Annotated in this window: 14 protein-coding genes and 1 riboswitch; of the genes, 5 read left to right on the forward strand and 9 right to left on the reverse strand. The window is 71.7% G+C overall.

Features of this window, described 5'->3' with window-relative positions:
- The first annotated feature begins 7 nt into the window (after positions 1-7).
- Positions 8-1,012: a 2-hydroxyacid dehydrogenase gene (locus ACH4D5_RS26485; protein ID WP_398307141.1), complete on the forward strand. Its 1,005-nt coding sequence runs from the start codon at positions 8-10 to the stop codon at positions 1,010-1,012.
- Here ACH4D5_RS26485 and ACH4D5_RS26490 read toward each other — a convergent pair.
- From ACH4D5_RS26490 to ACH4D5_RS26500, 3 genes are all read right to left on the reverse strand, one after another.
- Positions 955-2,853, reverse strand: coding sequence for an anthranilate synthase family protein (locus ACH4D5_RS26490; RefSeq protein ID WP_398307143.1), 1,899 nt, complete (start codon positions 2,851-2,853; stop codon positions 955-957). The genes ACH4D5_RS26485 and ACH4D5_RS26490 overlap by 58 nt on opposite strands.
- Before the next feature lie 108 nt (positions 2,854-2,961).
- Positions 2,962-3,021 (reverse strand): trp operon leader peptide, encoded by a 60-nt coding sequence (locus tag ACH4D5_RS26495; protein ID WP_106977022.1) that lies wholly within the window; start codon positions 3,019-3,021, stop codon positions 2,962-2,964.
- 21 nt (positions 3,022-3,042) lie between these two features.
- Complete coding sequence (locus ACH4D5_RS26500) at positions 3,043-3,648, reverse strand: TetR/AcrR family transcriptional regulator (protein WP_398307145.1); 606 nt, start codon at positions 3,646-3,648, stop codon at positions 3,043-3,045.
- A gap of 44 nt (positions 3,649-3,692) precedes the next feature.
- Between ACH4D5_RS26500 and ACH4D5_RS26505 the strand changes: the two genes are divergently transcribed.
- The 3 genes from ACH4D5_RS26505 to ACH4D5_RS26515 all read left to right on the forward strand — a co-directional run bounded on the left by ACH4D5_RS26505 (position 3,693) and on the right by ACH4D5_RS26515 (position 6,398).
- Entirely contained in the window at positions 3,693-4,622 is a 930-nt protein-coding gene (locus tag ACH4D5_RS26505) for a DUF2867 domain-containing protein (RefSeq protein ID WP_398307146.1), read from the forward strand.
- 35 nt (positions 4,623-4,657) lie between these two features.
- Positions 4,658-6,010: a class II 3-deoxy-7-phosphoheptulonate synthase gene (locus ACH4D5_RS26510; protein WP_398307148.1), complete on the forward strand. Its 1,353-nt coding sequence runs from the start codon at positions 4,658-4,660 to the stop codon at positions 6,008-6,010.
- A 136-nt stretch (positions 6,011-6,146) separates the two neighbouring features.
- Entirely contained in the window at positions 6,147-6,398 is a 252-nt protein-coding gene (locus ACH4D5_RS26515; protein ID WP_398307150.1) for a bacterioferritin-associated ferredoxin, read from the forward strand.
- A gap of 2 nt (positions 6,399-6,400) precedes the next feature.
- Here the strand turns inward: ACH4D5_RS26515 and bfr are convergent, their stop codons facing one another.
- The gene (gene bfr, locus ACH4D5_RS26520; RefSeq protein WP_362992482.1) at positions 6,401-6,880 is read right to left on the reverse strand and encodes a bacterioferritin; all 480 of its coding nucleotides are present in this window, start codon (positions 6,878-6,880) and stop codon (positions 6,401-6,403) included.
- A 164-nt stretch (positions 6,881-7,044) separates the two neighbouring features.
- On the opposite strand from bfr, the gene ACH4D5_RS26525 reads away from it, so the two are divergent.
- Entirely contained in the window at positions 7,045-7,677 is a 633-nt protein-coding gene (locus ACH4D5_RS26525) for a sulfite oxidase-like oxidoreductase (RefSeq protein WP_398307152.1), read from the forward strand.
- A 27-nt stretch (positions 7,678-7,704) separates the two neighbouring features.
- Here the strand turns inward: ACH4D5_RS26525 and ACH4D5_RS26530 are convergent, their stop codons facing one another.
- The 5 genes from ACH4D5_RS26530 to thiO form a co-directional block, all read right to left on the reverse strand.
- The gene (locus tag ACH4D5_RS26530) at positions 7,705-8,589 is read right to left on the reverse strand and encodes a deoxyribonuclease IV (RefSeq protein WP_398307154.1); all 885 of its coding nucleotides are present in this window, start codon (positions 8,587-8,589) and stop codon (positions 7,705-7,707) included.
- A gap of 94 nt (positions 8,590-8,683) precedes the next feature.
- Complete coding sequence (gene pknB, locus ACH4D5_RS26535; protein ID WP_398307156.1) at positions 8,684-10,660, reverse strand: Stk1 family PASTA domain-containing Ser/Thr kinase; 1,977 nt, start codon at positions 10,658-10,660, stop codon at positions 8,684-8,686.
- A 174-nt stretch (positions 10,661-10,834) separates the two neighbouring features.
- Positions 10,835-11,638: a thiazole synthase gene (locus ACH4D5_RS26540; RefSeq protein WP_398307157.1), complete on the reverse strand. Its 804-nt coding sequence runs from the start codon at positions 11,636-11,638 to the stop codon at positions 10,835-10,837.
- A gap of 6 nt (positions 11,639-11,644) precedes the next feature.
- Positions 11,645-11,857: a sulfur carrier protein ThiS gene (thiS, locus tag ACH4D5_RS26545; RefSeq protein ID WP_398307159.1), complete on the reverse strand. Its 213-nt coding sequence runs from the start codon at positions 11,855-11,857 to the stop codon at positions 11,645-11,647.
- On the reverse strand, positions 11,854-13,062 hold the full coding sequence (gene thiO, locus ACH4D5_RS26550) for a glycine oxidase ThiO (RefSeq protein ID WP_398307161.1): 1,209 nt from the start codon (positions 13,060-13,062) through the stop codon (positions 11,854-11,856). The genes thiS and thiO overlap by 4 nt, the downstream gene beginning before the upstream one ends.
- Positions 13,060-13,173, reverse strand: a riboswitch (TPP riboswitch). Its footprint overlaps the gene before it by 3 nt.
- Positions 13,174-13,260: the final 87 nt, after the last annotated feature.

A 13,260-nucleotide genomic window follows, 5' to 3' on the forward strand; every position in this document is an offset into this window, starting at 1 on the left:
CACACCCATGGAAATCCTCGCATTCGGCGTGCAGTCCGACGAAAAGCCGCTGATCGAGAAGGCCTTCGAAGGGCACCACGACGTCCGCTGCCTCGACGTGTTCCTGAACGAGGACACCGCCCCGATCGCCGCCGGCTACGAGGTCATCTCCTCCAGCGTCAACGCCACCCTCGACAACCGGGTGCTCCAGACCCTCGCCGCCGGCGGGACCCGGATGATCGCCCAGCGCTCCACCGGGTTCAACAACATCGACCTGCCGGTCGCCGAACGCCTCGGCCTGACCGTCGCCCGCGTCTCGTCCTACTCGCCCTACTCCGTGGCGGAGTTCGCCTGGACCCTGGCGATGGCCGTCAACCGCCGCATCGTCCGCGCGAGCAACCGCACCCGCGACTTCGACTTCCGCCTCGACGGCCTGATGGGACGCGACCTGCGGGGCCGCACGGTCGGCGTGCTCGGCACCGGCAAGATCGGCGAGGCCTTCACCCGCATCGCGCACGGCTTCGGCATGCGGCTGCTCGGCTGGGACGTCGCCGAGAACCCCGCCTGCGCCGAGCTCGGCATGAAGTACGTGACGAAGAACGAACTCCTCGCCGAGGCCGACCTCGTCAGCCTGCACGTGCCGCTGCTCCCGGCCACCCAGCACATCATCGACGCCGAGGCGCTGCGGACGATGAAGGACGACGCGATCCTGGTGAACTCCAGCCGCGGCGGCCTGATCGACACCGACGCCCTGGTCGGGGAGCTGCGCGCGGGACGCTTCACGGGGGTGGGCCTGGACGTGTACGAGGCGGAGGCGGGACTCTTCTTCCTCGACAAGTCCCTGGAGGTCGTCGAGGACGACACGCTGGCCCGCCTCGTCACGTTCCCGAACGTCGTGGTCACCTCCCACCAGGCGTACTACACCGTGGACGCGGTGGGCCAGATCATCGACACCACGGTGCACAACGTCCTGGACTACCTGGCGGGCCGCCGCTCGGAGAACGTCCTGGTCCCCGCGGCGGCCAGGAGCTGACCGAGCAGCTCCCGCACGATCGCGGTGCCGCGCAGCGTCAGCACCGACTCCGGGTGGAACTGCACGCCCGCGAAGCCCGCCCCGCGCAGCGCGTGCACCTCGCCGCTCGTCCCGTCCCTGCTGACCTCCACGCCGTGCGCGGCCAGCTCCGCCGCCGACTCGTCGTCGCAGTGCGCCACGAAGCTGTTGTAGAAGCCGACGGTCTCGGGCCGCCCGAACAGGTCGATGTCCGTCTGCGCGCCCTGGTACGGCACTTCCTTCCGTACGATCTCCAGGCCCAGCTCGGCCGCGATCAGCTCGTGCCCGAGGCAGACGCCGAGCACGCCGTACTCATGGCCGCGGATCACCTCGGCCGCCAGCGAGCGCAGGAACCGCATCTTCGGGTCGGTGTGGTCGGACGGGTCGCCGGGCCCCGGGCCGAGCACGACGGGCCCCTCGTGCGCGAGCACCGTCTCCCGCAGCCCCTCCTCGTCGTACCGCCGCACCGAGACCCGCAGGCCGGAGGAGCGCAGGACGTGCGCGAGCATCGCGGTGAAGGTGTCCTCGCCGTCCACGACGAGCGCGTGGCCGGTGAGTGCGCTCGCCTGCGCCTGCATCCGCAGCCAGAACGGCGCGAGCGAGGCGCGCCGGCCGTCGAGGGCCGCCCGCACCCGCGGGTCGTCGGCGAGGGCGGGCCGCGCGCCCTCCTCGTGCGGCCTGCCGGGGCGTACGCCCAGCGCGGCCAGCACTCCGGCGGCCTTCGCGTGCGTCTCGGCGACCTCGCCCGCGGGGTCGGAGCCGCGCACCAGCGTGGCGCCCACCGGCACCCGCAGTCGCCCGGCCGGGGAGATGTCGGCGGTGCGGATCAGGATGGGGGAGTCCAGGGTCTGCGCGCCGCCCGCGTCCCTGCCGATGAGCGCGAGGGCGCCCGCGTAATAGCCGCGGCCGCCGGCTTCGTGCCGCTCGATGACGCGGCAGGCGTTCTGCACGGGTGACCCGGTGACGGTCGCCGCGAACATCGTCTCCTTCAGGACCTCCCGCACGTCCAGCGACGACTTGCCGCGCAGCTCGTACTCGGTGTGGGCGAGGTGGGCCATCTCCTTCAGGCGCGGCCCGATCACGACGCCGCCCATGTCGCCGACGGTGCACATCATCTTGAGCTCCTCGTCGACGACCATCGAGAGCTCCTCGATCTCCTTGCCGTCGGAGAGGAAGGCGAGCAGGTCCTCGGGGGTGGGCCCGTCGGCGGGGTAGCGGTAGGTGCCGCTGATGGGGTTCATGACGACGGTCCCGCCGGACATCCGCACGTGCACCTCGGGGCTGGCCCCGACGAGCGTGCGGTCCCCGGTGTGCACGACGTACGTCCAGTACGCGCCCCGCTCGCCCACGAGCAGCCGCCTGAAGAGCGCGAGGGCGTCCGCACGCCCGAAGCCCGGGATGTCGCCCTCGTACGTGCGGCGGATGACGAAGTTGGCGCCCTCGCCGCGGCCGATCTCCTCGCGCAGGACGCGCCCCACGATGTCCGCGTAGGCGGCGTCGTCCACGTCGAAGGCGCCGCCCTCGACCCGCACGTCGTGCGCGGGGAGCGTCGAGAGAGCCGCGTCGAGCGGGAGTTCGTACGTCTCCTCGGGGATGAGGACGGTCAGCGGCGTGCCGTCGTCGCGGACGTCGAAGCCGCGCTCCCTGATCTGCCGGAAGGGCACGAGCGCGAGGCCCTCGGGGATGTCCGCGAGGCGGTCGTACGTGCCCGTCGGGCCGATCAGGACCTCGACGGTGTCGTGGTCGCGGCCCGGTGTGCGGCGGCGCAGCAGGGCGAAGGGGCGGTCGTCGGACAGGAGGTCGGTGAGGTGCGTGGGGTGCATGGGGCTGGTTCCTTCTCACTCGGAGAGGAACGGCCCGGCCCCGGGAAGTCCGGAAAACACTGAAGGCCGCCCCTCGGGCGGCCTTCGCGAGTCTGTGGATACGCGCAGTCAGTGGGCCGCCGGATGAGCGGGCCACCACCAGTTACGAGTCGTCGTCTGCGCGTGCATGCCCCGCACCTTAGCGCATCATCAGGAGACCGAGGCCCTGGTCATCAGGAGATCGAGGCTCTCGTCGAGATACGCGCCGAGTTCCGCGCCGGACGGCACGGCCGAGGGCACCGCGTGGCCGAGCTGGGTGTGGCCCAGATAGACGCTGTACGCGAGCAGACCGCGCCGGCGCGCCTCCGCCTCGGGAAAGCCGAGACCGGCGAAGAGCTCGGCGACGTACGCCAGACGGCGCTCGGTCACCTTCCGCAGGGCCGCCGCCACCCGGGGGTGCTCGGCCGTCGCCAGCAGGGAGACCTCCAGCGGGCCCGAGGCGGCGGCGGTGATGGCCTCGGCGAAGAGCAGCCGGATCCGCTTGCGGGGGTCCGGCTCGGTCTCGACGTGGCTGATCATCCCCTCCGTGTGGAGCTCGGCCCAGCGGTCGAGGGCGGCGTCGATGAGCGCGTCGCGGTTCGCGAAGTGCCAGTAGAAGCTGCCCTTGGTGGTGCCGAGGCGGACCGCGAGGGGCTCCACGGCGACGGCCGCGAGCCCGCCGTCGCCGATCGCCGTCAGGGCGGCGTCCGCCCAGTCGTCGGCGGTCAGCCGGGGCTTCGCCGTGGCCTTCTTCTGCTGCCGTTGCGCCATGTCCATACGCTACCGTACGGTGACCATACGCCAGCGTATGGAGGTGCGGCATGGGAGTCGTACGCAACGAGCACGAGCGGGTCGTCGAGGCTCCGGCGGAGGTGGTGGGGGCGCTCCTGGACCGTCTGTCGGCCGAGGACGACCCAGTCTTCCCCGTCCCGGCCTGGGCGCCCATGACCTTCGACCGCCCCCTCGGTGTGGGCGCGACCGGCGGCCACGGCCCGATCCGGTACTCCGTCACGGCCCACGAGCCGGGCCGCCGCGTCCGCTTCGCCTTCACCCCGCCGGACGACGGCTTCCACGAGCTGACGGTCGAGCCGCGGGGAGAGGGGCGCTGCCTCGTGCGGCACGTCCTGGAGATGCGGCAGTCCGGTGTGGACCGCCTCCTGTGGCCCACGGCGGTCCGGCCCGTGCACGACACGATGCTCGAAGAGCTCTTCGACAACATCGAGCGCGCGGCGGCGGGCGGCTGCGCCCGGCCCGTCCGCTGGTCGCCCCGGCTGCGGCTGCTCAACCGGCTCTGGTGGCCCCGGCCGGTGCCGGTGGCGGTTCCAGAGGGTGCCCGCCTGCTCCGGGCCTCCGTGGACCAGCCCGGCTACCGGGACGCGTACCGCATGGACCTGCGCGCCGGACTGCCCCGCGACCCCGCGGCCTGGACCGGCGTCCTGCGCGACGCCTTCCCCGTCCTCGCCCGCGAGGGCGGCGAGCTGCTGATGGACGTGAACACGGCAGGCCTCACCGCCCGCGCCTCGATCCTGGTCGACGAGCAGCACGTCACGCTCAGCACGGCCGTCCGGGCGGACACGCTGCGCGCCAGGCTCTACTGGGCCGCCGTGCGGCCGGTGCACCCCTTCATGGCCCGCATGATGCTCCGCCGCGTCCACCGCAGGCTCGCCCTCGCGGCCCCGAGCGCCGGCGAGCGGGCAGCGGGAACCGATCACTCCACCGTGTCTGCTCCGTCTCACTTCGTGAGCGGGTGAATGGACGGCGCGCTGCACCACGTAATGTTGACGAGGTGACCGTGAACGCTAAGACCACCGCTACCGGTGGCAACACCTGGCGAAACCTGCCCGCGGCGCAGCAGCCCGAGTACCCCGATGCCGAGGCTCTGCGCGATGTGATCGCGGACCTCGAGTCGTATCCGCCGCTCGTCTTCGCGGGCGAGTGCGACCAGCTGCGCGCCCGACTGGCCTCCGTCGCCAAGGGAGAGGCGTTCCTGCTCCAGGGCGGCGACTGCGCCGAGGCCTTCGACGCCGTCTCCGCCGACCACATCCGCAACAAGCTGAAGACGCTGCTCCAGATGGGCGCCGTCCTCACGTACGCGGCGTCCGTGCCCGTCGTGAAGGTGGGCCGCATCGCGGGGCAGTACTCCAAGCCGCGCTCGAAGCCGACCGAGACCCGCGACGGCGTGACGCTCCCGACCTACCGGGGCGACTCCGTCAACGGCTTCGACTTCACCGAAGAGGCCCGGATCCCGGACCCCGAGCGCCTCAAGCGGATGTACAACGCCTCCGCCTCCACGCTCAACCTGGTGCGCGCCTTCACCACCGGCGGTTACGCCGACCTGCGCCAGGTGCACGCCTGGAACCAGGACTTCGTGAAGTCGTCCCCCTCCGGCCAGCGGTACGAGCAGCTGGCCCGCGAGATCGACAACGCGCTCAACTTCATGCGCGCCTGCGGCACCGACCCGGAGGAGTTCAAGACCGTCGAGTTCTACGCCTCCCACGAGGCGCTGCTCCTCGACTACGAGTCGGCGCTGACCCGCGTCGACTCCCGCACCGGCCGGCTGTACGACACCTCGGGCCACATGGTCTGGATCGGTGAGCGCACCCGCCAACTGGACCACGCGCACATCGAGTTCGCCTCCCAGGTGCGCAACCCCATCGGCGTCAAGCTCGGCCCGACCACGACGGCCGAGGAGGCGCTGCAGTACATCGAGCGCCTCGACCCCGACCGCGAGCCCGGCCGGCTGACCTTCATCGTCCGCATGGGCGCCGACAAGGTCCGCGACAAGCTGCCCGAGCTGGTCGAGAAGGTCACCGCCTCCGGCGCGACCGTCGCCTGGATCACCGACCCGATGCACGGCAACACGTACGAGGCGGCCTCCGGTCACAAGACCCGCCGCTTCGACGACGTGCTCGACGAGGTCAAGGGCTTCTTCGAGGTCCACAAGGCCCTCGGCACCCACCCGGGCGGCATCCACGTCGAGCTCACCGGTGACGACGTCACCGAGTGCGTGGGCGGCGGCGACGAGATCTTCGTCGACGACCTGCACCAGCGCTACGAGACGGCCTGCGACCCGCGGCTCAACCGCAGCCAGTCGCTCGACCTGGCGTTCCTGGTGGCGGAGATGTACCGCGACCAGTAGTCCTTCGAGGTGTACGTACGTGTGGGGCGCGGATCCGTGTGATCCGCGCCCCACCGGCGTATCCGGGGCTTTTGTGGACCCGACGTCGCGGGTAAGGTTAGGTTAGCCTCACCGATCAATCGGGACGGCGCTACCGATGAGTCCTGTCCGGGAGGTGAACCGCGTGTACGTCTGCAACTGCTTCGGGGTCACCGAGGCGCAGGTGAAGAAGCACGCGGCGGACGGGGCCTGCACCCCCCGCCAGATAGCGTCGGCCTGCAAGGCGGGCACGGACTGTGGTTCGTGCGTGCGGCGCATCCAGGCCCTGCTCGGCCGGGGCGCGTGCCCCCGCCGTGACCTCGTGGACCAGGGGGAGCCGGTGCTCGCCGACCTGGACGAGGCCGCCTAGCCCTAGCTCTCCGGCTGCTCGATGAGCTGCGCGAGATAGAGCGGCTCGCCCAGCTTCTCGACGAGCTCGAGCTGGGTGTCCAGATAGTCGATGTGGTGCTCCTCGTCGGCGAGGATCGACTCGAAGATGTTCGCGGACGTGATGTCGCCCTTGGCGCGCATCACCTCGATGCCGCGCTTGAGGCGGTCGATCGCCTCCACCTCGACCTGCCGGTCCGCCTGGAACATCTCGGTGACCGTCTGGCCCACCCGGACGTGGAAGAGCCGCTGGTAGTTGGGCAGACCGTCGAGGAACAGAATCCGGTCGGTCAGCACCTCCGCGTGCTTCATCTCGTCGAACGACTCGGACCGGGTGTACTTCGCGAGCTTGGTCCAGCCGAAGTTCTCCTGCATCTTGGCGTGGAGAAAGTACTGGTTGATCGCCGTCAGTTCGGCGGTCAGCTGCTCGTTGAGAAATTCAATGACCTCGGGGTCGCCCTGCATCGCAGAGGCTCCTTCCACGCGGTTGACTGGGCAGGTGCGCGCATCTTTGCACCGGTGTTCGGAGGGCGTCCAGTAAGTGCACGCTTAGTAGGAGTTGCCCGAATCCGTATCTGTCAGACTTCGTCTGGTCACGTCCACCGCCCCGGGTCTGTCAGGATGGAGTCATGGGTCAGCCGGCGGAACGCGCATCTCGACAGGCGGCGGAGCCGGAGCTTCCGCCGGGTCAGCGGCTGCAGCGCGGCTGGCCGGTCACGCACTACGGACCAGTGCCGAAGTTCCGGCCGGAGCGCTGGGAGTTCAGGGTTTTCGGAGCCACCGCCGACGGTGCGAAGCACTGCTGGACGCACGAGGAATTCTCCGCCCTGCCGTACGACACCGTGGTCGCCGACCTGCACTGCGTCACGAAGTTCAGCATGCTCGGCGCCGAATGGGGCGGGGTGCCGGCCCGCACGCTCCTGGAGATCGCCCCGCCCGCGCCGAACGCCACCCATGTGATGGTCTGGGCGGAGTACGGCTTCAGCTCGAATCTGCGGATGGCGGACTTCGCCTCCGACCGCACGATTTTCGCCACGCACAAAGGCGGCGAACTGCTCACCGCGGAGCACGGCTTCCCGCTCCGGCTCGTGGTGCCCCACCTGTACGCGTGGAAGGGCCCCAAGTGGGTCCGCGGCATCGAGTACATGACCGCCGACCGCCGCGGCTTCTGGGAGGAGCGCGGCTATCACAACCTCGGCGACCCCTGGCGGGAGCAGCGCTACTCCTACCAGGAGGAGCCCGGGGACGGCCCCGAGTTCTAGGGCCCGCCCCCGGTCCACGGGTGTTTCTTACAGGCTCCTGAGCCCCTTCAGGCGCGCCACGTCCGCCGCGTGCCCCTCCTTGCCGCCGGGCGTCTCGATGACCAGCGGTACGCCGTCGGTGGCCGGGTGGACCATCAGCTCGCGGAACGGCTCCTCGCCGATGTGGCCGGTGCCGATGTTCTCGTGGCGGTCCTTGTGGGCGCCGACGACGTCCTTGGAGTCGTTGGCGTGCACGAGCTTCAGACGGCCCTCGCCGACCGTGTCCACGAGGAGGTCCAGGGTCTGCTTCATGCCGCCCGGACCCGTCAGGTCGTGGCCCGCCGCGAAGATGTGGCAGGTGTCCAGGCAGATGCCGAGCTTGGGGTGCGAGTCCAGCGCCTCGAAGTACGGGCCGAAGTCCCAGGTGCGGGAGCAGAGCGAGGCGCCCTGGCCCGCGGTCGACTCCAGGAGCAGGAACGGGTCGTCGTCGTGCGTCAGCTCGTCGAGCAGCGGCAGCATCCGGTCGCGCACCTGCTTCAGGGCGACCGCCCGGTCCCGGCCGCCCGTCGCCGAGCCGGTGTGCACGACGACGCCGAGCGCGCCGATCTCGCGGGCCCTGCGCAGCGAGTGGCGCAGGGACTCCACGGACTTCTCGACGGTCGCCTCGGTGTGCGAGCCGAAGTTGATCAGGTAGGGCGCGTGGACGTACGCCGGGATGTTCTCGGCGGCACAGGCCGCGCGGAACGCCTCATCCTGCTTCGGGTTGCCCGGCGGGGTCGCCCAGCCCCGCGGGTTGGCGACGAAGACCTGGACGGCTTCGGCGCCGAGGTCACGGGCGTACGACAGGCCGACGGAGGCGAGTCCGCCGGCCACCGGGACATGGCCGCCGACGGGATTGCGGGACGCTGCGTTGGGGGACTTGTTGCTGCTCACGACGTCAAGGGTGGCACGCGCGCGTGGATGCTCCCGAACGGTCCGGGAGCGGGGAGGGACAGAGCGGGGCCGGGCCACGAGCCCGGCGCCCGGCTCAGCGGATCGTGATGGTGATCGTCGAGTTCTTCGGCGCCTTGTCGCCGCCGTCCACCGACTGCTTCTTCACGGTGTCCCCGAAGATGCCCAGCAGGCCGCGGTCCTCGTCGACCTCGAAGCCCGCGCTCTCCAGCTCGTCCGTGGCCTCGTCGACGCTCATGCCGGTGACGTCCGGCACCTCGACCATCGGCGGGCCCTTGGAGATCGTCAGCTTGACCGTGTCACCCTCGGCGACCGTCTTGTTCTGGGCGGGCGACTGCTTCACGACGTCGCCCTTGTCCTCGTCGGAGTGGACCCGCGTCGGGGCGATCTCGACCTTCAGCCCGGCGTCCTCAAGATCCTCGGTGGCGTCGGCCTCGGAATCGCCCCGCACGTCGGGGATCTCGACCGGGCGGCCCTTGCTGACGACCAGGGCGACGGCCGAGCCCGCCTTGCGGGTGAAGCCCGCCCGCGGGTCCGTGCTGATCACGGAGCCCTTGTCGATGGTCTCGCTGAAGCTCTTGGTGACCATGCCCGGCGCGAGTCCGGAGTTCTTGAGCTCCTTCTTCGCCGTGGCCAGCGGGAGGCTCTTCACGTTCGGGACCTTCACGGTCTCGGGGCCCAGCGAGATGGTCAGCGTCACCCCGTCGTTCTGCCGGATGCGGTCGCCCACCGCCGGGTCGGTCTTCATGACCGTGCCGCGCTTGTCCGTGTCGCTGTACTTGCGCTCGACGTCCTTCACTTCGAGCCCGGCCGCGTCGAGCCGCTGCTTCGCCTGCGCCTCGGTCTTCGCCAGGAGCGGCGGGACCTCCGTGAACTGGCCGGAATTGATGTACCAGATGCCCGTGCCGAGGCCGAGGACCAGCAGGACGCCGGCTATGACCGCGATCGTGCGGCGGCGCGGGTCGAACCTCCGCCGGGAGGCCGGGGCGGCGGCGGGCGGTCCTGGCGGGCCGGGTGGCGGAGTCGTGAGGACGCTGGTGCGGTTCAGCGCGTCCGCGCCTCGCTGCGCCTCCGGGTCGCCCTCCGCGGGCAGCGGGAGCTGCACGGAGCGCGCCGCGCGCGGGATCACGCTCGTGCGGTCCCCGGAGATGTCGCGGTGCTCGTCGTCCGTCGGGTGCGCCTGCGGCGGCACGGCGTCGAGCTGCTCCTCGGTCAGGCCGGCCCGCGCCTCCCTGACCTGCGCGAGGAGCGCCACCGCGTCGTACGGACGGATGTCCGGGGTGCGCGCGGTGGCGGAGGCGACCAGCTCGTCGAGGGCGAAGGGGAGCCCGGGGACGGCCGCCGACGGGGGCGGCACGTCTTCGTTGAGGTGCTGGTAGAGGACCTGGGCGGGGGAGTCGCCGGAGTGCGGCTTGGCGCCGGTCAGCATTTCGTAGAGCACGACGCCGCACGCGTACACGTCCACGCGGGTGTCCGCCGTGCCGTGCTCGATCTGCTCGGGGGCGAGGTAGGAGACGGTGCCGAGGACGGTGCCCGTGGTGTTCGTGACGGTGTCCACCGCGCGGACGAGCCCGAAGTCGGCGACCTTCACCCGGCCGTCGTCCCCTATGAGGACGTTCTCCGGCTTCATGTCGCGGTGCACGAACCCGGCGCGGTGCGCGGCGCCGAGCGCGGCCAGGACCGGCTCCAGGATGTCGAGGGCGGCCCGCGGCTGCAGGGCGCCGCGCTCGCGCAGGACGTCGCGCAGGGTGCAGCCCGCGATGTACTCCATCGCGAGGTAGACGTACGAACCGTCCGTGCCCTGGTCGAACACACCGACCACGTTCGGATGCGAGAGGCGGGCCACCGACTTGGCCTCGCGGATGAAGCGGTCGACGAAGGAGGCGTCGGCCGCCAGCGTCGGATGCATCACCTTGAGCGCGAGCACGCGGTCGAGGCGGGTGTCCACGGCCCGGTAGACCGTGGCCATCCCGCCGACCGCGATGCGCCCCTCGATCCGGTAACGGCCGTCGAGCAGCTGCCCGACGAGCGGGTCCTGAAGGGTCGTGTCCACGCAGGGAGTCTACGAGCCGCCACCGACACCGCGTCCCGGCCGGTCCTCCCCACGGCCGGACTGCAGCCGAGCTGTGACAGGCGACGGGCCGGGGCGCCCCGTCAGGGGCGCGGGGAACTGCGCGCCGAGCCCCCACCGGCGGGGCAGCCGCGAGCGAACAGAGCCCCGCACCTCTCAAGGCGTCCCGAACGCCGGCCGCTCCGGATCGAGCCGGGCCATGCCCTCCGCAGGAGAGGACGCCTCCGCGAAGTGCCGCCGCGGAATCCGCCCGGCCCGGTGCGCGAGCCGCCCGGCCTCGACCCCGTGCCGCATGGCCTCGGCCATCAGGACCGGCTCCTGCGCCCGCGTCACCGCGGAGGCGAGCATCACGCCCGCACACCCCAGCTCCATCGCGATCGCCGCGTCGGACGCCGTGCCCGCCCCCGCGTCGAGGATCACCGGCACGCGCGCGTGCTCCACGATCAGCTGGAAGTTGTGCGGGTTGCGGATGCCGAGCCCGGAGCCGATGGGCGAGCCGAGCGGCATGATCGCCGCACAGCCCACGTCCTCCAGCTTCCGTGCGAGCACCGGGTCGTCGTTCGTGTAGGGCAGGACGGTGAAACCGTCGTCCACCAGGGTCTCGGCGGCGTCCAGGAGCTCGACCGGATCGGGCAGCAGGGTGCGCTCGTCGGCGATCACCTCCAGCTTCACCAGGTCGGTGCCGAGCGCCTCGCGGGCGAGCCGGGCGGTGAGTACGGCCTCGCCGGCCGTGAAGCAGCCCGCCGTGTTGGGCAGCACGCGGATGCCGAGCCGGTCGAGGACGGAGAGCACGGAGCCCTGGACGCCCGGGTCGAGGCGGCGCATCGCGACGGTGGTCAGCTCCGTGCCGGACGCGATGAGGGACCGCTCCAGGACGTCGAGGCTGGGCGCCCCTCCCGTACCCATGATCAGGCGCGAGGAGAGGGTGAGCCCGCCGATGACGAAGGGGTCGTCTGCCATGGTGCTTCAGCCTCCCTGGACGGCGGTGAGAATTTCGACGCGGTCGCCCGCGGCGAGCGTCGTGGTGGACCACTGCGCGCGCGGGACGACGGTTTCGTTGACGGCGGCGGCGACACCGGAGTGCGCCGAGGAGAGAGTGGCCACGACGGCTTCGAGCGTGGTGCCCGAGGCCACGTCGCGTGCTTCCCCATTGACGGAAACGGCGAAGGGCGTGCTCATGCGTGCTGCTCCGTGAAGTGCGGCGTGGCGGGTGGGGGTACGGGGGAGGGCCCGGCGAAGCGGCGCGGGGTGAACGGACGCGCCACGTCCGGCAGTTCACCGGTGGTCAGGGCGTGCGCCATGACGTCACCCGTCAGGGGCGTCAGCAGGACGCCGTTGCGGTGGTGGCCGGTGGCCAGGTGGAGTCCGGCGAGCCGCGTCGGGCCGAGCAGCGGCGCGTTGTCGGGGGAGCCGGGGCGCAGGCCCGCGCGGGTCTCGGTCAGCGGCAGTTCCGTGATGCCGGGGACCAGTTCGTGCGCGTCCCGCAGGAGTTCGTAGACACCGCCGGCGGTCACCGTGGTGTCCCAGCCGAGCTCCTCGCTGGTCGCGCCGACGACGAGCTCGCCGTTCTCGCGCGGGACGAGGTAGACGTGGCTGCCGCGCACCACGGCCCGCACGGTGCGGCTCAGGAACGGCGCGTACGCCTTCGGCACCGTCAACCGCAGCACCTGGCCCTTCACGGGCCGCACGGGCGGCAGGACGTCCTGCGGCATGCCCCCGAGGCGCCCGCTGAGGCTGCCCGCCGCGAGCACCGTCAGACCCGCGCCCAGCTCGGTGCCGTCCGTGAGGACGACGCCGCACGCCCGGTCGCGGACGACCGAGAGGCGCTCGGCCCACGCGCGGTGGAAGGCCACACCGGCCCGCTCGCAGGCCACCACGAGCGCCGCCGCGAGCCGGCGCGGGTCGACCTGGTGGTCGCCGTCGACCCGCAGCCCGCCGCGTACGCCCGGAGCGAGCATCGGTTCGAGACGGCGGCACTCGCGGCCGCTCAGCCACTCGGACTCCAGCCCCGAACGGCGCTGCAGGGCGTGCAGTTCGCGCAGGTGGGCGCGGTCGTCGGAGTCGAGCGCGACGGCGAGCGTGCCGCACGCGCGATAGCCGAGGTCCTGCCCGCTCGCCTCGGTCAGCTCGGCGGCGAAGGCGGGATAGCGGCGGGCGGACTCGACGTTGAGGCCGAGCAGCGTCTGCTCGCCGTAGTGGAGTTCGGTGACGGCGGCCAGCATGCCCGCCGCGACCTGCGCGGCGCCGCCGCCCGGCGCGGGGTCGACGAGCGCGACGGAAAGCCCGCGCTGGGCGGCCCGCCAGGCCGTGACCAGGCCGATGACGCCGCCTCCGACGACAAGGACGTCAGAGGTGGCGGATGGTGGTGTCGTACGTGGATGCATGGGCGTCCAGCCCCTCCCTTCGCCGGCATGACCCGGATCAGGTTCGTACGGTCGGAGGCCGTCCCAGCCTCCCTCTCAGCCCGGTGCGCCCGGGCTCCCGCGAGTGCTCTGCACCGGCCACCCTAGCCCGTCGCTTCGCGTGGCAGTAGGGGAGCTGTCCGGGTATGGGCGGTGACGGTGTGTCAGAGATCTCCCCGC

The organism is Streptomyces sp. NPDC018029, assembly GCF_044327655.1.
Classification (GTDB): Bacteria; Actinomycetota; Actinomycetes; order Streptomycetales; family Streptomycetaceae; genus Streptomyces.